At 58.2% G+C, this 21,976-nt stretch carries 22 protein-coding genes; 9 read left to right on the forward strand and 13 right to left on the reverse strand.

The window, feature by feature from the left end:
- Window positions 1-146 precede the first annotated feature (146 nt).
- On the forward strand, window positions 147-398 hold the full coding sequence (locus OHL21_RS18765; protein ID WP_263418823.1) for a hypothetical protein: 252 nt from the start codon (window positions 147-149) through the stop codon (window positions 396-398).
- A 51-nt stretch (window positions 399-449) separates the two neighbouring features.
- Here OHL21_RS18765 and OHL21_RS18770 read toward each other — a convergent pair whose 3' ends face one another.
- The 3 genes from OHL21_RS18770 to OHL21_RS18780 all read right to left on the reverse strand — a co-directional run bounded on the left by OHL21_RS18770 (window position 450) and on the right by OHL21_RS18780 (window position 2,283).
- Entirely contained in the window at window positions 450-1,166 is a 717-nt protein-coding gene (locus tag OHL21_RS18770; protein WP_263418824.1) for a metal-dependent hydrolase, read from the reverse strand.
- A gap of 70 nt (window positions 1,167-1,236) precedes the next feature.
- Window positions 1,237-1,869, reverse strand: a complete 633-nt coding sequence (locus OHL21_RS18775; RefSeq protein ID WP_263418825.1) for a class I SAM-dependent methyltransferase — start codon at window positions 1,867-1,869, stop codon at window positions 1,237-1,239.
- 21 nt (window positions 1,870-1,890) lie between these two features.
- Window positions 1,891-2,283 (reverse strand): bactofilin family protein, encoded by a 393-nt coding sequence (locus OHL21_RS18780; protein ID WP_263418826.1) that lies wholly within the window; start codon window positions 2,281-2,283, stop codon window positions 1,891-1,893.
- A 112-nt stretch (window positions 2,284-2,395) separates the two neighbouring features.
- On the opposite strand from OHL21_RS18780, the gene OHL21_RS18785 reads away from it, so the two are divergent.
- The gene (locus OHL21_RS18785) at window positions 2,396-3,235 is read left to right on the forward strand and encodes a hypothetical protein (protein WP_263418827.1); all 840 of its coding nucleotides are present in this window, start codon (window positions 2,396-2,398) and stop codon (window positions 3,233-3,235) included.
- Between the two features lie 217 nt (window positions 3,236-3,452).
- On the opposite strand, the gene menC is transcribed toward OHL21_RS18785, so the two are convergent.
- The 3 genes from menC to mazG are packed head-to-tail and all read right to left on the reverse strand — an operon-like array spanning window position 3,453 to window position 6,126.
- Window positions 3,453-4,562 carry an o-succinylbenzoate synthase gene (gene menC / locus OHL21_RS18790; protein ID WP_263418828.1) on the reverse strand — a complete coding sequence of 370 codons (1,110 nt, stop codon included), beginning with the start codon at window positions 4,560-4,562 and terminating at the stop codon, window positions 3,453-3,455.
- A gap of 17 nt (window positions 4,563-4,579) precedes the next feature.
- Window positions 4,580-5,335, reverse strand: coding sequence for a GNAT family N-acetyltransferase (locus OHL21_RS18795; RefSeq protein WP_263418829.1), 756 nt, complete (start codon window positions 5,333-5,335; stop codon window positions 4,580-4,582).
- Window positions 5,332-6,126, reverse strand: a complete 795-nt coding sequence (gene mazG, locus OHL21_RS18800) for a nucleoside triphosphate pyrophosphohydrolase (RefSeq protein WP_263418830.1) — start codon at window positions 6,124-6,126, stop codon at window positions 5,332-5,334. The genes OHL21_RS18795 and mazG overlap by 4 nt, the downstream gene beginning before the upstream one ends.
- Before the next feature lie 98 nt (window positions 6,127-6,224).
- On the opposite strand from mazG, the gene OHL21_RS18805 reads away from it, so the two are divergent.
- On the forward strand, window positions 6,225-6,425 hold the full coding sequence (locus OHL21_RS18805; protein WP_263418831.1) for a DUF3311 domain-containing protein: 201 nt from the start codon (window positions 6,225-6,227) through the stop codon (window positions 6,423-6,425).
- Between the two features lie 534 nt (window positions 6,426-6,959).
- Here OHL21_RS18805 and OHL21_RS18810 read toward each other — a convergent pair.
- Window positions 6,960-7,712, reverse strand: a complete 753-nt coding sequence (locus tag OHL21_RS18810; RefSeq protein ID WP_263418832.1) for an OmpA family protein — start codon at window positions 7,710-7,712, stop codon at window positions 6,960-6,962.
- A gap of 215 nt (window positions 7,713-7,927) precedes the next feature.
- Between OHL21_RS18810 and uvrC the strand changes: the two genes are divergently transcribed.
- Both uvrC and OHL21_RS18820 read left to right on the forward strand, forming a co-directional pair.
- Window positions 7,928-9,880 (forward strand): excinuclease ABC subunit UvrC, encoded by a 1,953-nt coding sequence (gene uvrC / locus OHL21_RS18815; RefSeq protein WP_263418833.1) that lies wholly within the window; start codon window positions 7,928-7,930, stop codon window positions 9,878-9,880.
- A gap of 53 nt (window positions 9,881-9,933) precedes the next feature.
- Window positions 9,934-10,746 carry a metallophosphoesterase gene (locus OHL21_RS18820; RefSeq protein WP_263418834.1) on the forward strand — a complete coding sequence of 271 codons (813 nt, stop codon included), beginning with the start codon at window positions 9,934-9,936 and terminating at the stop codon, window positions 10,744-10,746.
- Between the two features lie 163 nt (window positions 10,747-10,909).
- Here OHL21_RS18820 and OHL21_RS18825 read toward each other — a convergent pair whose 3' ends face one another.
- Both OHL21_RS18825 and ypfJ read right to left on the reverse strand, forming a co-directional pair.
- A complete protein-coding gene (locus OHL21_RS18825; protein WP_263418835.1) occupies window positions 10,910-11,749 on the reverse strand; it encodes an SGNH/GDSL hydrolase family protein in 840 nt (279 codons plus the stop codon).
- Window positions 11,750-11,774: 25 nt separating this feature from the next.
- Entirely contained in the window at window positions 11,775-12,680 is a 906-nt protein-coding gene (gene ypfJ, locus OHL21_RS18830; RefSeq protein ID WP_263418836.1) for a KPN_02809 family neutral zinc metallopeptidase, read from the reverse strand.
- 74 nt (window positions 12,681-12,754) lie between these two features.
- On the opposite strand from ypfJ, the gene OHL21_RS18835 reads away from it, so the two are divergent.
- From OHL21_RS18835 to OHL21_RS18845, 3 genes are all read left to right on the forward strand, one after another.
- The gene (locus tag OHL21_RS18835) at window positions 12,755-14,353 is read left to right on the forward strand and encodes an ArnT family glycosyltransferase (RefSeq protein WP_263418837.1); all 1,599 of its coding nucleotides are present in this window, start codon (window positions 12,755-12,757) and stop codon (window positions 14,351-14,353) included.
- Between the two features lie 91 nt (window positions 14,354-14,444).
- Window positions 14,445-15,080, forward strand: coding sequence for a LysE family translocator (locus tag OHL21_RS18840; RefSeq protein WP_263418838.1), 636 nt, complete (start codon window positions 14,445-14,447; stop codon window positions 15,078-15,080).
- 18 nt (window positions 15,081-15,098) lie between these two features.
- The gene (locus OHL21_RS18845; RefSeq protein WP_263418839.1) at window positions 15,099-15,737 is read left to right on the forward strand and encodes a LysE family translocator; all 639 of its coding nucleotides are present in this window, start codon (window positions 15,099-15,101) and stop codon (window positions 15,735-15,737) included.
- 281 nt (window positions 15,738-16,018) lie between these two features.
- Here the strand turns inward: OHL21_RS18845 and OHL21_RS18850 are convergent, their stop codons facing one another.
- A complete protein-coding gene (locus tag OHL21_RS18850) occupies window positions 16,019-17,047 on the reverse strand; it encodes a metallophosphoesterase (protein ID WP_263418840.1) in 1,029 nt (342 codons plus the stop codon).
- 143 nt (window positions 17,048-17,190) lie between these two features.
- On the opposite strand from OHL21_RS18850, the gene OHL21_RS18855 reads away from it, so the two are divergent.
- Window positions 17,191-18,615, forward strand: a complete 1,425-nt coding sequence (locus OHL21_RS18855) for an APC family permease (RefSeq protein WP_263418841.1) — start codon at window positions 17,191-17,193, stop codon at window positions 18,613-18,615.
- Between the two features lie 157 nt (window positions 18,616-18,772).
- On the opposite strand, the gene lysA is transcribed toward OHL21_RS18855, so the two are convergent.
- The 3 genes from lysA to OHL21_RS18870 form a co-directional block, all read right to left on the reverse strand.
- Window positions 18,773-20,089 carry a diaminopimelate decarboxylase gene (lysA, locus tag OHL21_RS18860; RefSeq protein ID WP_263418932.1) on the reverse strand — a complete coding sequence of 439 codons (1,317 nt, stop codon included), beginning with the start codon at window positions 20,087-20,089 and terminating at the stop codon, window positions 18,773-18,775.
- A gap of 5 nt (window positions 20,090-20,094) precedes the next feature.
- A complete protein-coding gene (locus tag OHL21_RS18865; RefSeq protein WP_263418842.1) occupies window positions 20,095-20,430 on the reverse strand; it encodes a PspC domain-containing protein in 336 nt (111 codons plus the stop codon).
- Between the two features lie 123 nt (window positions 20,431-20,553).
- Window positions 20,554-21,921 carry a BON domain-containing protein gene (locus OHL21_RS18870; RefSeq protein WP_263418843.1) on the reverse strand — a complete coding sequence of 456 codons (1,368 nt, stop codon included), beginning with the start codon at window positions 21,919-21,921 and terminating at the stop codon, window positions 20,554-20,556.
- Window positions 21,922-21,976 lie beyond the last annotated feature (55 nt).

The following is a 21,976-nucleotide window of genomic DNA, read 5'->3' on the forward strand; positions in this document are numbered from 1 at the left end:
CTGAGGTACAATTTCCAGGAATTTGCAGGTATATTATCTGCTGGGTATCCTTGTTACTTAGAAGATTTCATTGATCCGCGGATCCTTGCACGCGCAGAGTTACTCTGGATCTCCCAACCGCGGACATATTCAACGGAGGCACTTTCGTGGAAGTTTCTCGCATTATCGCCGAAATCGATGCACAGATCGCCAAACTTCAGCAGGCACGCGCCCTGCTCGCGGGTGCGGCAGCCGTAGGTGGCCGTCGTCCGGGCCGTCCCAAAGGCACAACTGCTGCAGCAAAGACCAGCATCTCTCGCAAGCGTTCCAAGCGGGTCCTTTCGCCCGACGCGCGCAAGAGAATCGCCGATGCGCAGAAGCGCCGCTGGGCTGCGCACCGCAAGGAAAGCGACAAGTAAAAAAAGAAGCCCCGATCCACTCCGGGGCTTCTTTCGTATTCTGTAAAACTTCTATGCTGTCGGTTCTCCAATCGTAAGTTCCAACACATCAATCCCTTTTCCATCCAATGCCTCTCGCAGCGCATCGGGCCTGCCACGTAGAACCGGGAAGGTACCGAAGTGAATTGGGATCACCGTCTTCGCGCCAATCCACTCGGCAGCGATTGCGGCGTGTTTCGGTCCCATCGTGTAGAAGTCTCCAATCGGCAGAACGGCAACCTCAGGGGCATAGAGCGCCTTGATGAGTTTCATATCGCTAAAAAGCGAAGTGTCTCCGGCGAAATAAATCACCGGCCCATTCTCGGGTTTAACGATGAGACCTGTCGGCGGGCCGGCATAGACCGGCTTGCCGTCGATCATATAGCTGGAAGAATGACGCGCTTCCACCATCGAGATCTCGAGGTCCTCGACATGTGTCGTTCCGCCAAGGTTCATCGCAATGAGCTTCCTGCTTTTCAAGCCTTGGGCTTCGAGCAGATCGCCAAGTTCCACCATGCAGACCACCGCCGGATTGTGTTGCTTTGCCACTTCCAGGGCAGATCCCGTGTGATCCATATGACCGTGCGTCAGCAGCATGACATCGACCTTGTCGAATTTCTTTTTATCGGCGGGATAGACAGGATTTCCGTCAATCCATGGGTCGATCAGAATGGCTGTCCCTGCGGCTGTCTTCAGATGCAGCGTTGCATGTCCGAGCCAAGTCAACGTGATCCCGCCAAGTCTGCTCATCGTAACCTTCCTTTTTCCATTTTGCGGTTGTGCGATTCGGGCCGAATTTACCTGCAGATAAGATGCAACGCTAACGGGTAATGACCACTTCCCGAAGGTTATCTTTCGCCAGGAAGAACTTATAGGTGCTGAAGCTCTCAAACATGCGCTCCACCTGGCGATTCGTCCACACCTGCAGCAGCTTGCGATCGGCTATGCGCTGCATATTGATCATTTCGTTTTCGGTCAGGTGATACCGGTAGAAACTGGCGTCGCTGTCTTCCTTCTTTGTATGGAAAAATGCCAGAACCAGCCCACCGGGGTTAAGTACCTCGTGGAGCCGGGCAATCACCGCTTTTAGCAACGGTTCAGGAAGATAATCCGCAACATCCCACAGCAGCACGATATCGAAGGTGCGCCCGGCGAAATCGAAGTTCTCTGCCATGAAGCGATCTACATCGAAGCGCTCGCCCTCACTTTCGGTGGCGGGAAGGATCCAATGCGGCTTGGCGGCCTCCTCAGCCAGATCGGCCATATAGACGCCATGTCCAAGACCGGTAAGGAAATTGATGTTTCCTGGTGAGGTAGCGCCGATATCAAGGACCCGCAACCCCTCGCTCGCTTTTAACTGTTTCAGAACATGAGTCCAGCCGCTGGAATGACGTGCAGTCACTCCGCGCGGCCCACTCGCCTGCTCGCTTCCACCGAAGAAACCTCGCAACACAGCGCTGATCCCGACTCCTGGTTACTGATGCTGAAACAGCGAGGACTCTTCCACCGCAGGAGAGGCATCTTCCGCCTTCTCCTCAGGTCCACGCAGGTCTACACGGCCACGTAAGACAGCGCCCTCTTCCACCGCCAGACGGATCGCAAGAATATCGCCCCTCACGGCCGATTTGTCCCGCAACTCTACTTTTCCCTCGGATCGCAGATTGCCGTCAAGATCACCCATCACAATCACCTCGGGCGCCTGCACATCCGCCTTGACCTTGGCGTTCGGTCCAACCGTCAACCGGCCTGCAGACAGGGTAACCGTTCCTTCGATGGATCCATCCACGTACAGATCTTCGCTTCCACTGACTTCGCCGCGAATAACCAGAGAACGGCCAATCAGCGTACCGGCACCCAAAAGGCTCATATCCGGAATCTCTCCTTTTGCAACATGTGGGACTTGCCCGAAGTCTATCCGACGAAAGGTTATCCGGCAAACCGCAAAACTTTCCTGATAAGCTGAGCGTCTACTTCAAAAGGTGCGCGCCCTACTCCTTACGGTTTTGACAGCCATCACCCTGCCGGTCTCCGCGCAGACAGCCGATCTTTCACAATCGCCACGGGACTGGATCGTCGCCACCGTCAAGACCGAGCTTCCGGTTGTTACCCGTGACAACCTTTACCTGCGATATCTTTCACGCCGCGTTAACGAACACGGCGACTTGGTGCGCGACACCATCGAAGCCAAAGAGGGCGCCGTAGCACGGCTTGTGAGCAAAGAGGGCCGTCCCCTTACCAAGGAAGAGAACGAGGCGGAGTGTGCGCGGCTCAATGCCACACTGGAAGACCCGAGCAGCTTTTTGAAACATCACAAACGGGATCGATCGAACGTTGCGATGACCGCTGACCTGATCAAGCTTATGCCGGATGCGATGGTCTGGACCTACGTCCCCGGTCAGCCGCAACTGGCAGGGCGGTCTCCGCAGCAGGTTGTGTTGGATTTCCATCCGAACCCGGCCTTTCATCCGTCCGGAATGGCCCAGGCAGCCCTCGGTGCCCTTGAAGGCCGTATCTGGATCGATGCGCAGAGCCATCACATGATGCGCATGGAGGGTCATATCTTTCGCGACGCCAACCTGGGATGGGGCCTGATCGCAAAGATCTACGCCGGCGGTAAACTTGAGCTCGATCAGCGCGATTTTGGCAATGGGCTCTGGACCTATAGCCGGCTCACTATGGACATCACCGTACGTGAAGTGCTGGTGCACACCGTCAAAGTGAAATCGCTGTTCGAGGCAAGGAATGTGACACAGCTGCCGAACGCACTCTCATGGCAGGACGCCATCAAGTTGCTTCTCAGCGCTCCTATGAAGCCATAGAGACGCCTCAGTAGCGGGAGACGGGTCTATGGCGTTTCCTTAGGGTGTATCTACAAACGAGCCTTCATTCAAACTTATAGAGCAGGCCTTTTCAGCCATTTCCTGCCTGGGTGCCCACCCTCGGGGTCCCCAACGAACTTTGTTCGTTGGGGTGAACGCTCGCAACGCTAGGGTGGGTGAGGAATGCCCTAAATTCCTAACAAAACTAAAATCGAATCTACTTCGTGATTCGTTCCTCTCGGACAGTAAGTTTCTGGATCAGGTCGGTCTTCACCTCAAAGCCCCGTCCCGGCGTTGTTGGCACCGTGATCTCACCAGTGCTGCTCACTTCGACTGCCGGCTCGATGATGTCCTCTGCCCAATAACGCTTCGAGGCGCTTACGTCACCGGGAAGCCGAAAGTTCTCCAGCGACGACAACGCGATGTTCTGCGCGCGCCCAATGCCAGTCTCGAGCATGCCGCCGCACCACACTGGAATTCCTCGTTCCGCGGCAACGTTGTGGACGGCAATCGCTTCGCTGAAACCGCCCACGCGTCCGACCTTGATGTTGATAATGCCGCAGCTTCCCATATCAATCGCCGCCAAGGCATCACGGCGGTTACGGATAGACTCGTCCAGGCAGATGCGCGTCTTCAGGCGCGCCTGCAGCTTGGAGTGGAAGTAGAAATCGTCATACCAGAGCGGCTGCTCGATCATGAGCAGGTTGAAACGGTCCCATGAGGCAATATGATCGGAGTCTTTCACCCGGTAGGCCGAGTTCGCATCGCAGCTCAGCAGTATCTCCGGCCAGCGCTTGCGGACCATCTCGAAGATCTCTACGTCCCAGCCCGGCTTACACTTCAGCTTGATGCGCTGATAGCCAGCGGCGAGCTCCGTCTCGATCTTTTCTATCAGCTTCTCAGGCGAGGGCTGAATCCCGATGGAGACACCACAGGGAATCTTCTCGCGCACGCCGCCAAGCAATTGCGCGAGAGGAACCTTCCTCAGAACCGATTCCAGCTCCCACACAGCGTTTTCCAGAGACGCTTTCGCCATGCGGTGTCCGCGAACCTGCTTCAACAGGTCGGGTACTTTGCCGCCGTTTTCGATCTCCACGCCTACCAGGCGCGGCGCCAGCTCAGTCTTCGCGATGATCCAGGCGGTGTCGATCATCTCGTCGGAAAAGTAAGGATGCTCTCCGGCTACGCATTCCCCCCAGGCCGTCGTTCCCTCGGCCTGCAGTTCGACGAGCATGATGCGCCGCATCGTGGTCAGCCCGAAGCTGGTTTCAAATGGGTGAGCCAGGGGCATCTGGATCTCGCGCAACACTATCGCATCAATCTTCATTCGTCTCTCGTTTCTTTCTAAACCAACAGATTTTCATCCCAGCGGCCCAGCAAGAATCTACCGGTCCCATCCGCATCACGCTCATAGCCGATCACCGAGAGCCCCTCCGCAAACGCCGCTTCCAGCGCCTTGCGATTCACGGTCTGCACGGCGGCTGCCTTATCGCGGTTCCCTTCATTTGCCTTCCACTCATAGATCGCGGCAGGCACCTCCACGGTGCGTTCTATCTCCATCCGAGGCTTCTCGCCTGCGAGGACTGTCTTGACGCGATCGCTCTTGAGCCACCATTCGGCGTACAACCGATCGGTGGGAAGACCTCCCTGCAACGGTGAGGTAGAGGAGCCGTAGAAGTCTGCCTTATATCGTCTGGAGATGGCGCCGAGCTTCGTAATGTTGAGGTAGGCATTTTTGATCTCCAGCGGATCGTAGGTCCACTCCATCAGATCAAAGCCTTTGGCGAGCGCACCATCGCGCTGAGCGAGCTTGAGACGGCGTCCGACGCCACCGTTGCGGTACTCAGGCAGAACGGCCAGCATATGCGAATGCAGATAACTGTGTCCGTTGCGGAAGCCAGGCAGGCCCATCGCGAAGCCGATCATGCGGTCGCCATCATAAGCACCGAGCACCTGCCCTCCAATGCGATACGCGACGAGGAAGACACGTCGAGGGATCAGGTCCTGCTGCGAATAGTTCCATACAGCCAATTGCAGATCAACACACTGGTCGAACTCATCGAGTTCCGACAGATCCCGGATCACAATCTCCGTACTCAAGCCTTCTTTGCCTCCGTCCACAGCTCTTCGAGCCGGGTTGAGGAGAGACCCTCCAGGGAGCCTCCCGCGGACTGTTCCATCGCAGCAAACCGCGCACGGAACTTTGTATTTGCCAGACGCAGCGCCTGCTCGGCATCTACCTTCAAATGCCGCGCAAGATTGACTGCTGTGAACATCAGATCGCCAAATTCTTCCTCTACCTTCGCACGATCTCCTGCGGCCACCTCTGCGGCGAGTTCTCGCGATTCCTCTTCGATCTTGGCGACAAGCCCCTGAACATCCGGCCAGTCAAAGCCGACCTTGGCGGCCTTCGAGCCCAGCTTCGCCGCTTCGACGACAGCCGGCATGCTGCGAGGCACCTCACCCAGCAGACCGCCTTCACGTGCCTTTCCGGCCTTCTCTTCCTTCTTGATGGCCTCCCAATTGCGAAGGACAGTATCGGCATCCTCTGCCGTAACCTCACCGAAGATGTGCGGGTGACGCCGGACAAGCTTGGAGTTCAGTCCATCCACAACCTCGGTAATGGAGAAGTAGCCTGCCTCTTCGGCCATCTGGGCGTAGAAGAGCACCTGCAACAGGAGATCGCCGAGCTCATCTTTGAGCTCCGGCCAGGCGCGGCGCTCGATAGCATCGAAGACCTCGTAGGTCTCCTCCAGCGTGTGCCGCTTGATCGTGTCGAAGGTCTGCTCACGGTCCCAGGGACAGCCATCCGGGGCTCGCAGCCGCGCCATGATACCCACCGCCTCAGCGAACCGTTCTGCCGCCAGGTCTGGGGTCTTCTTCGAATCCATGGCTTAAGCATAACGAACGATATGGCGCACGCCATCCAATTCCTGTCAGTCAAGGATTGGATGACACGCGCCCGGGTCGTGCTACCATCAACCCCATCGTGTCCACACCGACCAAGACGCGCATTTCGCCCTGGGCTTCTCTCCTGCTTTTGCCCTACCTGGCGCTCTGCTTTCCGAGCCTCTACAACCGATTAACGCCGGAACTGATGGGCTTTCCATTCTTTTACTGGTACCAGTTGGCCTGGGTGATCATCGCATCAGTCATCATGCTGTTCGTCTATAAGAAGCTGAAGTCCTGATTCGCACCCCATATACACGTGCTTTCCCGCACTGCTCGTGTCACCGCACTACACGCAGCTTCGGGATGGAAACCAGTCGACGGTACAGGGGCCGTTGAAACCGAAAGCTATGCGGTTTCGAGTAGCAATGGACTAGAGCATTTTCCTGTAGGTGTAGTGCAGGGCTTCCACATCCATGGGCGTTTTCCGCAATGAAAACGCCGCTACACGCCTTTTGCGGGATACCCAGCAACAGGGAAATGCTCTAGCTGGTCTTGCTCCTGCCCTCAGCATTCCAGCATTGAATGTTGTGGCTTTCCCGCCCACCCTAGCTCCGCGAGGGTGGGGCACCCGGCTGAGGTCGTTGCTTTCGCCTACGGCAGGGAAAATAAACCTTCCGCACACCAGCAAACGTTGAATTAAAGAAGCTGGCGGAGCCACATAGAGTGCTGGGCTCCGCCGCCTTTTGGGGGTGAGTCGTGAGACTGGCAGCACACCGGTCTCACGACTGGAGGGTGGGTACTTCACTTGCAGTGACTACTGAGGAAGAAAACTCTACTTGGTACCACTCGGAGCGGACGTGTCAGCCTCGTCCTTCATGTTCGACATCAGGCGAACAGCGACGCGACGGTTCTGCTTGCGACCGGCGGCCGTTTTGTTGGACGCAACTTCCTGATCCTTACCGATACCGATGAGATAGAACTTATGAGGAGCAACGTTGTACTTGGTCTGCAAATAATTTACGACCGCATCCGCGCGCCTCTGGCTGAGCTCGTAGTTGTACTGCGGATCGCCGGTGGAGTCAGTGCCTCCGGTGACCTCAAGAATGTAGTGACGGGCGCTGCCGAGCTTGGCGGCGAACGCATCAAGGTCCTTCTTATCGCTGGCAGTCAGGGTGGCTTTGTCGAAGCCGAACGTCACGGTCACATCTGCGACCGGCGTGTAGTGATCCAGATTGGCGACAACACCCGTGAGCGAGTCGACACGATTGTAGGCTTCCTGGGCGCTCTTACCAGCCGCATCTGCAGCCGTTCCGGCGACCATGGCATGCTGATCAGCAGTATCGGCAGCACCCTGGGCACGGGCGATACCGGCCTGGGCGCGCTGATCCGTATCGATGATTGTGCGATGGTCCTGTGCCGTCTTCGCATCCAGATCGTTCGTGTTCTGGATGATCGGAGCAGTCTGCGATCGAACATAGTTCTTTGTAGAGCAACCGACCGTCAGGAAAAGAATGCCAGCCGCAGCCACCGTGGTAGCAATCGCGGCTCCAAGATTCTTGCGTGCAAGGCGGAAATCGTTCGTCATGATGCCTCTCCTGTTGTTTGGCCCGGCAAACAGGCCCTCTGTTACGCCTTATTTAGATGCAAACTACGCACCAAACTAGCCCTCTAATGTTTTCAATGACTTACGAGGTTTTCCGAGCCTTAATAGGGAAAAAATTTCCTACCACCTCTTCCAACGATGTCCGGCGGTGCGGCGGAGTAATCTAATAATTTGCGCCTGTACAGGCGTCTCCTCCGATGGATCTTCTGGCAAAAATCCGGACACTGCCGACGAAACCAGGCTGCTACCTCTACAAGAACGCTGAGGGCGAGGTCATCTATGTCGGTAAAGCGAAGAATCTGCGGGCGCGGGTCCGCAGTTACTTCCTCGCCGCCAGCCAGGCAAACGCCAAGACCGGCTCCCTGATGCGGGAGGCGGTCGACATTGATTACATCCAGGTCGCCAATGAGCACGAAGCTCTGGCGCTGGAAAACAACCTGATCAAACAGCGGAAGCCTCGGTTCAACATCCTGCTGCGCGATGACAAGACCTACCCATATATCAAGCTGACGCTGGGAGATCGCTATCCGAAGGTCTTCGTCACGCGGCGGTTGAAGAAGGATGGGTCAGCTTACTTCGGGCCATACTTTCCCGGCAACCTGGCATATCGCCTGGTGGATCTGATCCATCGCAGCTTCCTGATTCCTTCATGCAAGGTGGATCTCTCCCGTTATCACTCACGCGCCTGCCTGCAGTACTACATCAAGCGCTGCCTGGGACCGTGCGTGGAAGGCTTCACGACTCCGGAGGCGTATCGCGAGGCAGTGCGTGACGTGCAGCTCTTCCTCGATGGAAAAGAGAGCGAACTGGAAGGGCGCCTGCGCGAGCGCATGGCAGAAGCGGCTGCCGCGGAGCAGTACGAACTTGCCGCGCGAATGCGTGACCAACTCATCACCGTGCAGCAGTTGCAGGAAAAGCAGCGTATTGCCAGTACGGAAAATGAGGATGCGGACGTCTTCGGCTTCCACTTCGAAAAAGAGATGCTGGCAGTCAATCTCTTCCATATGCGATCCGGCAAGATCGTGGATAAACGCGACTTCTTCTGGGAAGACCTGCCCGACTTCAGCTTTCTGACGGAAGATCCGGAGGAGAGTGATGAGATGGAAGACATTGAGGCTCTCGGTCCCGATGGTGTTCCGGAGGCGGCAGCAGAGGCCGCGATCGAACGGCCGGCATTCTCTCCGTCAGCCTTCTTCTCTGCTCTGTTGAAGCAGATGTATCTCGATCAACCGTATGTACCCAAACATATCTATGTCCCGGTCGACTTTCCAGACCGCGTGGCGCTGGCTTCCCTGCTCTCAGAGCGAACGGGACACAAGATTGAGCTGGCCGCGCCGCAACGCGGTGACAAACGCTCCCTTGTAGACCTGGTTTGCCAGAATGCCAAGCAGGCCTATGATCAACGGTTCCGCACGCTGCAGCCGACCAACAAGGCCATTGCAGAAGCGTTGCAGGATGCGCTGAGCCTTGAGGAACCACCGCGTCGCATCGAGTGCTTCGACATCTCCCATATCCAGGGAGCGGAGACGGTTGCCAGCATGGTGGTGTGGGAAGACGGCGCGATGAAGAAGTCAGACTACCGCAAGTTCAAGGTGAAGACCGTGACGGGTGTCGACGACTTCGCCTCCATGCGTGAGATTGTGCATCGCCGCTACTCCCGCCTGCTGGAAGAGAAGAAAGAGCTGCCGTCACTGATTCTGATCGACGGCGGTCTGGGACAGCTCCATGCAGCCTATACCGCGCTGGAACAGCTTGGCCTTACGTTGCAGCCGCTAGCTTCCATCGCCAAGCGCGAGGAGATCGTCTACGTCTACGGTCAGGAAGATGAGCCTGTAGTGCTGGACCGGCGTTCTCCGGTACTGCATCTGATCCAGAAGATCCGCGATGAATCGCACCGGTTTGCGATTACCTATCACCGCAAGCGCCGCGAGATGCGTGACCGCGATTCGGAGCTACTGGCAATCCCGGGGGTCGGTCCACGAACGCGGCAACGACTGCTCGAACACTTCGGATCGTTGCGCGGCATCAAGCAGGCGGGACCGGATGCCCTATCGGCGGTGGTGAGTCCAGCAACCGCAGAGAAGATTCGGAATTACTTCCAGGCTGAAAATGAGGCGGCTGTGGATACGGCACTGCGGGTGATTCAGTAAAACGGCTTCTCACGGCTGAGGCGCTGAGGCGCCCAAATCGATATCCTTAGAGTGTGAGTACTGCCGCTGAGCTTCATGCCGAATCGATCTCTTTTCAGGATCACTCCGAGGACTCCGGCCCTTTCGACATCGTGGGCGATGTCCACGGATGTATCGATGAGCTGCGGGAGTTGCTGGAGACGCTTGGATATCAGGTGGGTGATGATCTCTCCATTACGTCCCCGGACAAGCGCAGGCTGATCTTTGTCGGCGACCTCGCGGATCGCGGACCGGGAATCCCGGAGGTCTTTCGCCTGGTATCCACAGCCATGGCGCAGGATAAGGCATTCTCTGTCGCCGGAAACCACGACGTGCGGCTCGCGACGGCGCTGTGCGGCAAGACACTGCCTCTTACTTATGGATTGGCCGATTCGCTGGAACAGTTCGGGCGGCAGTCGCCGGAGTTCACAAAGCAGATGGCGATCTTCATCAAGCGTCTACCGGGGCATCTGATCTTCGACCATGCCAGGCTTCTGGTCGCTCACGCGGGCCTGAAGGAATCCATGCATCGCGCTGCGACTATCCAGGCGCGGGAGCTGGCAATTCATGGAGAGAAGACCGGAGTCCGCGACCAGTGGGGCGAGATCAGATATCCGTGGGCGGCGGAGTACAAAGGGAACCCTCTGATCGTCTTCGGGCATACTCCGGTGGAGAGTCCGGTGATCCTGAACAACACGATCAACATCGATACAGGGTGTGTCTTCGGTGGCAGGTTGACGGCACTGCGTTATCCGGAGTGTGAGTTTGTCTCGGTTCCGGCAAAGCGTAAGTACTACGAACCGACGCGACCGTTTCTTCCGGATGATCCTCGGTTGCACATCGCTTAGCCAGCCCATTCACTGGTTGCCCCATCCATTGCGTAGCAATGGGTGGGATTTTCAGGGACAAGGCGGATTCGAGCTTCGCTCGAATGTTCCCACTCACGCTGCGCGTGAATGGGGCACCCAGTGAGTTGGCGCATCGACTGGCGCACCAACATTCAATTGCAGCTTAGTAGGCCGCGACCTTCTTCGCCTCATCCGCCAGCATGCCTCCGGCTATCTCGTGGGCTCGCGTTGATGGATGCCCTTCATGGTAGAAGAAGTACTTCTCCGGAGTAGGGCACGGTGTAGGGTCTTCGTCACGGAGCACGCGGCCGGCACAGCGATCTGTCGTATTCGTAATACCGTACTTCGCAGGGTTTGTAATTACCTCGTCGAGAAATGCGCCCCAGTTACTGGTAGCGATCTCGATGTCGGCATGACGGTGCTTCATCTCCTCCGGAATACCGCGCAGTGCCGGGTTAACGCGAATTCCCTGCTGCGCGAACTGCGGAATCTTCTCTGGAAGAATAGCTACCATGAAACGACGTGCGCCCAGACCATAGAGCGTTTCGATCTCCTCCTCGATGTCCTTTGCGCTCGTTTCGATGGGCAGAGCCCTATCATTCAAGCCGCCGGCGAAGAAGAACATCGTCCGCTTCGGATCGAAGCTTACGAGACCAGCCTGCATCAACTCGCGGAACTGCCCGACCTGGAGTTGCATGCCATACCCGAGAATCTCGCCGTGTTTGTTGATACGTCCGAGCCCGTCATCAGTACGGGCTCCGCTGACGGCGAAGTTCACGCTGGCCCCGGCCCATGATTTCAGCGGTGTGACCAGATCGATGCCAAGATCTTTGGCCATATACCAGACGGCGGTGGGACCATTGCCATCGATGTAGCCCGCTCCGGTATCGGAGTAGCTATCACCGAAGACAAAGAGCTGGTCGTATGGGCGTGACGGCTTCTGTGCCTGAACTGCAATCGCGCCAAGACAGAGGACAAGAGCAAGCTTCCGGAGTGCATGCATGCCGCCATGCTACGACAGCAGCGTGTCAGTAGTCCTGGTTATCTGCATCGCTGAGGTTCTTGAAGGTATTGCAGGCGCCGATGGTTCCGTCCTGCAGACCGCGCTCCAGCCACTGCTGCCGCTGTGCGGAAGAACCGTGCGTGAAGCGCTCAGGACTGACGGCCCGCCCGGCCATCTTTTGAAGATGATCGTCGCCAACTGCTGCAGCGGCCTTCATCCCCTCTGCAATGTCGCTGGTGTGAACGTGGCCGCGCTGTTCCGCGGAGTGCGCCCACACACCGGCAAAGCAGTCTGCCTGCAACTCCAGCGCGACGGAGAGCTGGCTGCGCTGCTCCGGACGTGCATGCATCAGGCGTTGCACATTACTCTCAATCCCGAGCAGGCGTTGCACATGGTGACCGATCTCGTGCGTGACAACGTAGGCCTGTGCGAATTCGCTGGTGCCGCCGCCGAAACGCTGGAGCTCGTCCCAGAAGCTGAGATCGATATAGACCTTCTGATCGACGGGGCAGTAAAAGGGACCGGTAGCCGCCTGCGCCGTACCGCAGCCGGAATAGGTGGTATCGCGGAAGAGAACAAGCTTCGCATGACGATAGGTTTTGCCGCTCTGTTCGAAGATCTGTTCCCAGGTCTTCTGCGCGTCGTCCAGAGTCCAACTGATGAGCTGCACACTGTGCTTTTCCGCCTGGGTCTCCTCGACAGGACCTGCACTGCGCCGCTCCGTCGGCTGCGAGGGAGCGTGACCGCCACCAAAGAAGCCGCCGAGAAAGTTACGTCCCGTGACCAGGCTGAGGACCAGCAGAAGGATGAATCCACCGATGCCGAGGCCACCGCCCATACCGCCAAAGCCGAAGCCGCCACCTCCGCCGCCTGAGTCGTCGCCTCGCCGGTCTTCGATATCGTCGCTGTTGCCGCCCGGTGTCCAGTCCATGAATCATCCCCTACTCCGTAATCTTAGATGCATCGCAAGGAACCGCAGTGCCATTCCTTGCGTATCCTTGCCGCATGGCAACATCCGTATCCGTAACCGTCCGCCCCGCTGATCCTGCGCTCGTGCAGGCCATCAGGCTTGCAACGATCTTCGCGCTCATCAAGCTTGCGATTCATATCGGCACGAACCTGTTGGAGCCGATGATCGGATATGGCTACTTTCGCGATGAGTTTTACTACCTGATCTGCGGCCGTCATCTCGCATGGGGATATGTGGATCACGGCCCGGTTGTCGCCGTGCAGGCAAGACTCGCGGAGCTCTTGTTTGGGCACTCTTTGGTTGGGATCCGCATGTTTTCAGCCCTGGCGGGAGCGGCTCGCGTCTTCGTGACCGGCCTGCTCGCCTGGGCCCTGGGCGGACGCCGTCCGGCCCAGGGCCTGGCAATGCTGTGCGTGCTGTGTGCGCCACAGTACCTGGGCCTCGACAGTTTTCTCTCGATGAACTCCTTCGAGTCGATGTTCTGGATGACCTGCCTGCTGGCTCTGATCCTGTTGCAGCGGAACATCTGGACAGCACAACGAGCTTGGATCGTCCTTGGCCTCTCGGCAGGGCTGGGACTATTGAACAAGCCCTCGATGATGTTCTTCCTGATCGCTGTAGGACTGGCGCTGCTGTGCACGCCGCAGCGTAAGTTGCTGTTCACGTGTCATGCGGCGATGGGCATTGCCCTGCTGCTCCTGATCGCGAGCCCGAATGTCATCTGGCAGGCAGTTCACCATTGGCCAACGCTGGAGTTTCTGGAGAATGGGCGCAAAGCCGGAAAAAATATTTCGCTCCGGTTCCTGCCCTTCTTCCTCGCGCAGTTCAAAAACGTGAATCCCATCGCGGCCCTCGTGTGGATTCCCGGAGTTGTCTTTCTGCTGCGCCGGGCGCAATGGCGCTGGCTAGGCCTTACCTGGGTCTTTACCTACGCCATGATGTTCGCCCTGCATGCGAAGGACTACTACCTGGTGCCGATCTATCCCGTCGTCTTTGCAGCCGGGGGTCTGGCCTGGGAGACGCGCTTTGCGACACGCAAGGCGGTCCAGTGGGACTATCCCATCGCCTTCCCCATACTGTCAGGCTTGATTGCACTGCTAGCCATCGTCTCTCTGCCGCTGGCGATCCCGGTGCTTCCGGTGGAATCCTGGCTGCGTTATATGAAAGCGACGCATCTTTACGACAGTTCCACGAATACGGAGACAGATAGCTCCGGGCAGCTGCCGCAGTTTTATGCAGACCGTTTTGGATGGGAGGAACTCTCCTCGAAGATACGCGCCGCCTACCAGTCATTGCCGCCGGAAGATCAACGGAAGGCCGTAGTGACCGCCGGCAACTATGGCGAGGCAAGTTCGCTGATCTTTCTTAACAAGCCAGGTGAGATTCCGCCTGTTGTGAGCGGCCACAATACTCACTTCCTTTGGGGACCGCAGGGCGCTACCGGCGAAGTGGTCCTTTCCATCAATGCAGCGAAGCTTCCGGCCATGCTGGAGTACTACCAGAGCTGCACCGTGGTCGGGCATCTGAATCATCCGTACGCGATGCCATTTGAGAACCGGCGCTACATCTACCTCTGCCGGAACAGGAGGAAAAACCTGACTGAGGACTGGGCGAGTTTCAAGTTTTATTACTGAATGATTGAATAACGAGATCATTAAATAAGCCGTCGGACCGCGCCTGACTTGCCAATCGTTGGTGAAACTCTGTAGCGTCCTTGCTGTTCCCATGTCTTACTTCTTTGCGCTTGCCGCGTTTGCGGGGATCCATTTTCTCGGTATGGCTTCGCCCGGGGCTTCGTTTGTGAATACGCTACGGGCCTCGACGCAATACTCGCGTGGAGTCGCTCTATTTCATGCGCTGGGGCTGGGGGGCGCTGCCTTCGTCTGGGCTCTTGCTGCAGTGTTAGGTATGCAGAGTGTCTTGATGACTGTGCCTGGCCTCTTTCGCGGGCTGCAACTCTTTGGCGGCGTCTACCTCATGTGGCTGGCGGTGAACGCGTGGCGTCATGCCAACGTCCCCGCACGTCAACGTGCATCGCCGGATATGGGCGCAACCACCACCAGGTTTGCTCTGTTCCGGAGAGGTTTACTCACCAACCTGGGAAACCCAAAGGTGATGATCTTCTTTGCCAGCGTCTTTGCCGCCGTACTGCATCCCGAGTGGCCGATGTGGATACGACTTGCAGCGGCACTTCTGGTCTTTGTTGATGAGTTCACCTACTACACCAGTCTGACGCTGCTGCTTTCCACACGCCATGCGCAACAGGCCTATCGGCATGCCAAACCCATCATCGACCGGGTCGCGGGAACGGCTCTGCTGCTCTTCGCGCTCCGGCTCTTCTACCGGGCGCTCGAAAGCTGATTCCGTACACTGGAACGTATGCACTATGTTGCCGCACTGCTTGCACTGGCCGGCGTTCATCTGCTCGCCGTCGCTTCGCCCGGACCGGCCTTTGTCGCCACCATGCGCGTCTCCATGCAACACCGGCGGCAAGTCGCCGCAGCACATGGCTTTGGATTAGGCTTTGCCGCGTTTCTGTGGGGTGCGGCGGCTGTCTTCGGAGTGCAGATCATTCTGGCCAAGGCGGAGTGGCTTTATCGCATTATGCAGTTCGGCGGCGGTGTGTATCTCTGCTACATCGGCATACAATCGTGGCGTCATGCAAAGTCAAAGACCGCCAATGGCGCAGCTACCATCTCACCGCCCAATATGTCGGTCGGCGCTGCCTTTCTGCGCGGCCTTACGCTGAACCTTGCCAATCCGAAGGTAATTATTTTCTTCGCCAGCATCTTTACAGCGGTGCTGCAGCCTTCGTGGCCTCTGTGGCTGCGTGGTATTGTTCTGGCGATCGTCTTTGTGGATGAGGCGGGTTACTACATCGGACTGTCGCTGCTGCTCTCCACCCAGAAGGCACAGGCAGCGTACCGGCGCGCTAAGACCGCCATTGAACGCACTGCCGGTACGGCGATGTTCACGTTCGGCGGAAAGCTGATCTACTCAGCAACGAGTAGGAGTTAGAAGTTGCAAGTTGAAGGTTGACCGAAACTGGTGGGAGCAGCGGGGTTCAGCCCGCCGATAAAGGCGCAAAGTAGACAGGCTTCAGCCCTAGGCTTCCTATCCTCCGTGAGTAAAAAAGCCCAGGGCTGAAGCCCATTTCTACATTGAGCCCACGGCTCCCACCGACTCGAGCTTCGCTCGAACATCCCACCCATCGCGTATCGGGGTCGACGAACTTCGTTCGTTGGGTGAGTAGCGATGGCTGGAGCACCCAGGGGTATGGTCTAACCTGGAATTTTGACTTAGCCGGCGAATGGGGTCAGCACTTCGACCGCTCCGCCGACATGGCGGCGGAAGCTGTGCAGTTCTTTTGCGTTCTGGTCGAGGTGGCGGATGATGATGGCGTCGTCCTTCGCTTCAAAGTGGGTAAAGCCGAGGACTTTGCTGCCCCAGGGGCCGCGCTTCTTTGGATCGGTCGTCCAGTCAACGAGCTCCGCTCCACCGCCTCCCGAAACAACAAACGATGTCGGATGTCCAGCAAACTCCAGATGCTGAAGATCGTGATCGTGGCCGGTGATATAGAAATCCACCTTGGCGTCGCGCAGAAGTTCGTCCCAGCGCTCGATCAGCACATGGTTGTCCTTGTGGATGCCATTGCTGAAAAGCGGATGGTGCGCGACGACAGCAACGAAGGGCGTGGTGCGAGGTTTGGCGAGTTCCTGCTTGAACCACTCGTCCTGCTGATCGCGATGCTCACGCTTCATCGTGAAGGACCACGGCCATGGATCGCTCTTTGTCCCAGGAAGATTCGAATCCAGGCAGATGAAGGTCACGATCGGCTTCGCCTGCGGCCAGGTAAAGGTGTACCAGCGCGACGGCATATACCAGCGGGTTCCCTCGTGGCGCTTCGCGTAGCCGAGCTGCATCTCAACCTTGTTGCCGATCTTGTACTCGTAATCGTGGTTGCCCAGTACTGCATAGGCAGGCCCCGGAAAGTGCGACTTGGGATACATCTGCTCGAACTGGCTCTGCCAGCGGGGTGAATCGTCACTCAGCGTGCCGTACCAGTTGTCGCCCAATAGGAAGAGGCTCTCCGGGTGAACCTGGCGCACATCGACATAGCTCTTCATCCCATTGGCCGTGGCCACCTGTTGCTCCAGATACTTGTCAGTACCCCAATCGCCGATCATCAACATATGAGCGGCATTGCGATCCGGAGCGGGGGACGGAAGCTGGCCAAAGACGGCGCGCGGCTGGATCGCCGCCAAGGCGGAGAAGGCCACCGTCTGCTTCAAAAATGCTCGCCGGGATATGGAATCTGTCTTGCTCATCACTTCCTCATCAGACGCAGAAAACGGCCGGCGCGTCACCTTTTAAATTGCCGGCTGACCCCGTCTCTCCATTGAAAGAGAACGGCCTTAAGTACCCCTTAAGTCAGAGGGAGAACGATTGATCCGGCAGCGTCTGGCAGGGCATGCTACCCTCACTTCAACCCATGCCATCGCAGACAGCACCGCCAGCCGTCCATGCCGAACTGCCTCGTGTACTTGAAGCATCGCATGCCACAGCGCTAGTGATTGGCATCATCATCGGCTCGGGAATCTTTCTTGTACCGTCAGAGATGATGCAGGCCGTAGGTTCCTCGGCGATGGTCTACGCGGTCTGGATCGTCGGCGGCATCCTCTCCCTGTTCGGAGCGATGACGTATGCGGAGATCTCCGCGACCCGCCCGCGCTACGGCGGCGAGTACGCCTACCTGCGCGAGGCCTATGGGGACGTGACCGGCTTCCTCTTCATGTGGACGCAGGTGACAATCGCAAAACCGTCGTCGATTGCATCGATTGCAAGCGGCGTGGTGCGTGTGTTGGAAAATTTTGCTGTCTTTCACATCTTTACTCAACCAGCCTTTCCACATGTGGTTTGGGGCCAATTAGCCGCCATCGCCTTTACCTGGCTGATCACCGGCCTGAACATCCTGGGCACGCGCAAAGCCGGAAATACACAGCGGTTGCTGCTCATCATGAAAGTCTTTCTGGTGTTTGGCGTCGTCGGAATCTGCATCTTTGGCGGACACGGCAGCGTTGCCAACTTCCATACAACGTTCAGCGGCGCGCGGGGTGGCTTCTCCGGATTTATGGTCGCGTTGATTGCTGCTCTCTGGGCCTATGACGGTTGGTCCGATGTCACGCACACTGCAGGTGAGATCAAGAATCCAAGCCGATCACTGCCCATCGCTCTCATCGCCGGAGTCGCCGTCGTTGGCGTGTTGTACATGCTGACGAATGCGGCGATCCAATTTGTGCTGCCGGCAACCGCAATTGCCCATGCGGATCGCCCCGCTGTGGCAGCCATGCTCACCAGCGCTCCACCGATTGCTGCGACGATCTTCTCTGCCGTGCTGGCCATCGGCTACGGAAGCACTTTTATCGGGTCGTCCTTGACCGGCGCACGTATCCCCTTTGCGGCAGCACGCGACGGCCTGTTCTTCCGTTGGCTGGCCTGGGTACATCCGCGATTCAAAACGCCGGCGGCGGCGCTGATTTTGCAGGCGACGCTATGCAGCCTTTTTCTGCTGCTGATCGATACCTTCCAGGGATTGTTTTCGCTGGCTATCTTTTCGGAGTGGCTGTTCTACGCGGCAGTGACGGCTTCGGTCTTCGTCTTCCGCAGGCGAGATCCGGATGCTCCGCGGCCCTACTCCGTAACCGGCTACCCCGTGGTGCCGGCGATCTTTGTGTTATGCGCGATTGTGCTGCTGGTGTTTTCAATCGTGGATCAGCCGCGAAACTCGGGCATTGGAGCGATGATTATCGCGTGCGGTATTCCGTTGTACTTTTTGCTGAAACGTTGGGGTGTCCTGCGGCCCAGTCCCACTGCACCAGCGAGTGAAGCGTCGTAAAACCTGCATCGATATGCATGCATTGACACCGCTTCTTCATGATGCGATCTGTCTTCGTAGTGATCGAACGGTTCGAGCCTGGCTCGAATGCCCATGTCCCCGAGGGACACCACCCCGGACATTGGGCACCCGAGGCACCCGATACATTCTCTGGGTTCTAGAGCACTTCCTGAGCAAGCATCTCATCGACCGTCTCGCGGCGGCGGATACGCTTTGCCTTACCGTTGCGGACCAGCACCTCAGCAACACGAGAGCGGGTGTTGTAGTTCGAGGCCAGCGACATACCATACGCGCCGGCATCGAGCAGTGCGACCAGATCCCCAGACTTGACCACAGGCAGCTCGCGATCGCGCGCAAAGAAATCTCCCGACTCGCACACCGGGCCGACGATGTCGGCGACGATAGTCTTCTTCGAGCTTGACTGCTTCACCGGCAGGATCTCGTGATGTGCCTGGTAGAGCGCCGGACGGATCAGGTCGTTCATTGCCGCATCCGTAATCACGAAGGTCTTGGTGCCGTTCACCTTGGTGTAGAGCACGCGTGAGAGCAATGTTCCCGCCTGGGCTACGAAGAAGCGTCCGGGTTCGAGCAGCAGATGCACATCCAGGCCGCCCATAGCCTTCTTCAGCGCGTTAGCGTATTCGTGCACCTTGGCTGCAGGGTCGAAGTTGCCATTACCGTATTCGATGCCAAGGCCACCACCCGCATCGACGTAGCGGATATTGAGGCCGTCCTTGCGGAGTTGCTTCACCAGGTCCACGACGCGCGCCAAGGCCGAGCCAAAAGGCTCCGTCGAGCGAATCTGCGAGCCGATGTGCACCGAGACACCTGCGGGCTCAAGCCACTGCTTCTTTGCAGCGCGGCGGTAAACCTTGCGGGCAATGCGGATGTCGATCCCGAACTTGTGCTCGCGCAGGCCAGTGGAGATATACGGGTGGGTCTCGGCAAAGACATCCGGATTCACTCGCAGAGCGATACGAGCCTTCTTCTTCAGCTTTGCGGCTCGCTCGGCCAGAAGCTCAAGCTCGGCCTCGCTCTCGACGTTGAACATCAGGATGCCGGATTTGAGAGCAAGATCCATCTCGGCGGCCTGTTTGCCCACACCGGAGAAGACGGCGCGCTTGGCGGCGTCCTTCGATACACGCAGAACACGCTCCAACTCTCCGCCAGAGACGATATCGAAGCCGGTGCCGGACTGCGCCAGCAGCTTGAGAATCGCGAGCGACGAGTTTGCCTTTACCGCATAACAAACGGTGTGATCGACGCCGGCAAACTCATCGGCGAAGAGATTGCGGCGCTCCAGGATCTGATCGCCGGAGTAGACATAGAGCGGCGTTCCGAACTTCTGGGCGAGACTATCCAGAGCGACACCGCTGCAGGCGAGCGAGCGCCCCTGGTAGGTGAAGGGACGGGCTTGATTCGTGGATTGTGTGTTGGTCGACTTCGGGGAGACAGCGTTTACCTTGGCCTTCACTTCGCTCACGGAACTCTCGTCGGCGGCCCGGCGGGCAGCACATAACTTTCTTCTGGAATTGCTATCCACAGGATGATGTACGCCACAATGCCGGTGCCGAAGAGAACGACGGCGAGCAGCCACGCCACACGGACCATGCTGACATCCCAACCATAGCGGCGGGCGATGCCGAGGCACACACCGGCGACAACACGGCCGGAGCGCGGTCGCGTGATGCCGTCAAAGTTGACGGGCGGGTTTGTAGGCGCTGCAACATCACCGAAAGAGGCAACTGGCGCACCGCAGGCAGAACAGAAGCTGGCCCCGGCGTTTACTTGCTTTCCGCAACGAGAACAGTACATGGTTACACTCCCATGGAAGAATTCCATTGTTTCATACGCTGTGCAACGATTCTTCGTTCCCACGAACAGGAAGCCCGGCATAAATGCCGGGCTTCCTGTTGCTGCAAACGGGGGAGGGCTTCTCTAATAGCGGTAGTACCCACGGTAGTAAGGGCGATAATACGGACGGTAGTAGCCGTAGTAGTAAGGGCCCGGAGCCCCGACGACAACCGCGCCGTAGGGATAGGCGTACGGATAGGGATATGGGTACGGACGCGGTCCCATGGTCGGAGGTCCGCCGGCGGGTCCGGCTCCGTAGGCCAGACGGTTGAGCTCCTGCTGGTCAACTGTCGCGATAGTGGCAGGCTGCGAGACACGGAAGCGGAGGACGGCCTCACCGGGAACCCAGACGTTTCCGCTGGGGGATGCGGCTGCCGCGCCCAGGCCAACGCCACCACCGACGCCCGCTCCGATGGCGGCGCCAGCTCCGCCGCCGGCAACGCCGCCGATAATGGCTCCGATAGCAGCGCCGCCAAGCGTGCTGTCCACGCTGGTGACGGCCTTATCGCCACCGTTGCGTGTCCAGGGCTCGGAGGTGAGGGCAAACTCCTGTCCGCCAAGCGACACTCCGGTGAGCTGCAATGAGAGCGATCCGCGGCCCTTGAGGGCTCCGGCGTTCGATACCTTGACAACTTGGCCGTGGACGGTGGCTCCGCGCGGGATGGCAATCGCCCCATCAGCGACGATATCCGCGACGACAGTTCCATCAAAGCTCATGCCCGGCTGCGCATTGTGGCTGTCGAGCGGCTGATTGATGCGGACAGAGAGGACGGTTCCGGCAGGTACGGTGACCATACGTCCCGCCTGCTGGCCGCCACCCTGATAAGGCTGCTGGTTAGGATAGTTACCCTGTGCCTGCTGCGGCGGCGCTCCGGGATACGGATACGGTCCGTAGACGCGGCGCTGATACGGGCCCCGGGGAGCTGGGTAGCCCGGCTGAGCCTGAGGATTCTGAGGCTGCTGTTGTGCCTGTTGATCCGGTTGAGCCTGAGGGGCGGCTTGCGAATCCATCGGCTGGGGTTGCTGGTTCTGGGCCTGCTGATCGGCAGTAACGGAGGGATACTGCTGCGGCTGGGCCTGACCTGGCTCGTTTTGCGCTTCGGCAATAGCCGCCGCGCCTGCATCTTCTGGATTCGGGGTTGCTGCGGTGCTGGCCGGAGCCGCTCCGAGTGCAAGTTCGTCCACAACCTTGGTGACGCCGTTGGTCTGTGCCGCGGCCTGTTCGGCCGCGCGGCGAGCATTATCATCGGTCACCGTACCGGTGAGCGTGACCGTCCCGAAGGCAACCGATGCCTGGATGTCTTGATTCTGCAGCGAGGCGTCGGCGGCAAGCCGCTTCAGCACGTCCGCCTGGATCTGCGCGTCAGAGACAGTGCTCTTCTTCGCCTGGGCAGATGCACTCGCAACCAGAGCAGCGGCGAGGACTGCGTAAGTAAAAGTCTTCCAATACATATGCTTCCTATCCCCTGTCAGTGCCGAAGGATACCGACACTGACCCGTGCCTGTT

The organism is Terriglobus albidus (genome assembly GCF_025685425.1).
Lineage (GTDB): Bacteria > Acidobacteriota > Terriglobia > Terriglobales > Acidobacteriaceae > Terriglobus > Terriglobus albidus.

Excerpts from the sequence above, each read along its gene's own strand:
- OHL21_RS18810 (WP_263418832.1), bottom strand. The coding sequence starts at position 7,712 with ATGACGAACGATTTCCGCCTTGCACGCAAGAATCTTGGAGCCGCGATT.
- OHL21_RS18845 (WP_263418839.1), top strand. The coding sequence starts at position 15,099 with ATGCACTATGTTGCCGCACTGCTTGCACTGGCCGGCGTTCATCTGCTC.
- uvrC (WP_263418833.1), top strand. The coding sequence starts at position 7,928 with ATGGATCTTCTGGCAAAAATCCGGACACTGCCGACGAAACCAGGCTGC.
- mazG (WP_263418830.1), bottom strand. The coding sequence starts at position 6,126 with ATGGATTCGAAGAAGACCCCAGACCTGGCGGCAGAACGGTTCGCTGAG.
- ypfJ (WP_263418836.1), bottom strand. The coding sequence starts at position 12,680 with ATGGACTGGACACCGGGCGGCAACAGCGACGATATCGAAGACCGGCGA.
- OHL21_RS18850 (WP_263418840.1), bottom strand. The coding sequence starts at position 17,047 with ATGAGCAAGACAGATTCCATATCCCGGCGAGCATTTTTGAAGCAGACG.
- OHL21_RS18870 (WP_263418843.1), bottom strand. The coding sequence starts at position 21,921 with ATGTATTGGAAGACTTTTACTTACGCAGTCCTCGCCGCTGCTCTGGTT.
- OHL21_RS18855 (WP_263418841.1), top strand. The coding sequence starts at position 17,191 with ATGCTACCCTCACTTCAACCCATGCCATCGCAGACAGCACCGCCAGCC.
- OHL21_RS18835 (WP_263418837.1), top strand. The coding sequence starts at position 12,755 with ATGGCAACATCCGTATCCGTAACCGTCCGCCCCGCTGATCCTGCGCTC.
- OHL21_RS18840 (WP_263418838.1), top strand. The coding sequence starts at position 14,445 with ATGTCTTACTTCTTTGCGCTTGCCGCGTTTGCGGGGATCCATTTTCTC.
- OHL21_RS18865 (WP_263418842.1), bottom strand. The coding sequence starts at position 20,430 with ATGTACTGTTCTCGTTGCGGAAAGCAAGTAAACGCCGGGGCCAGCTTC.
- menC (WP_263418828.1), bottom strand. The coding sequence starts at position 4,562 with ATGAAGATTGATGCGATAGTGTTGCGCGAGATCCAGATGCCCCTGGCT.
- OHL21_RS18780 (WP_263418826.1), bottom strand. The coding sequence starts at position 2,283 with ATGAGCCTTTTGGGTGCCGGTACGCTGATTGGCCGTTCTCTGGTTATT.
- OHL21_RS18770 (WP_263418824.1), bottom strand. The coding sequence starts at position 1,166 with ATGAGCAGACTTGGCGGGATCACGTTGACTTGGCTCGGACATGCAACG.
- OHL21_RS18825 (WP_263418835.1), bottom strand. The coding sequence starts at position 11,749 with ATGCATGCACTCCGGAAGCTTGCTCTTGTCCTCTGTCTTGGCGCGATT.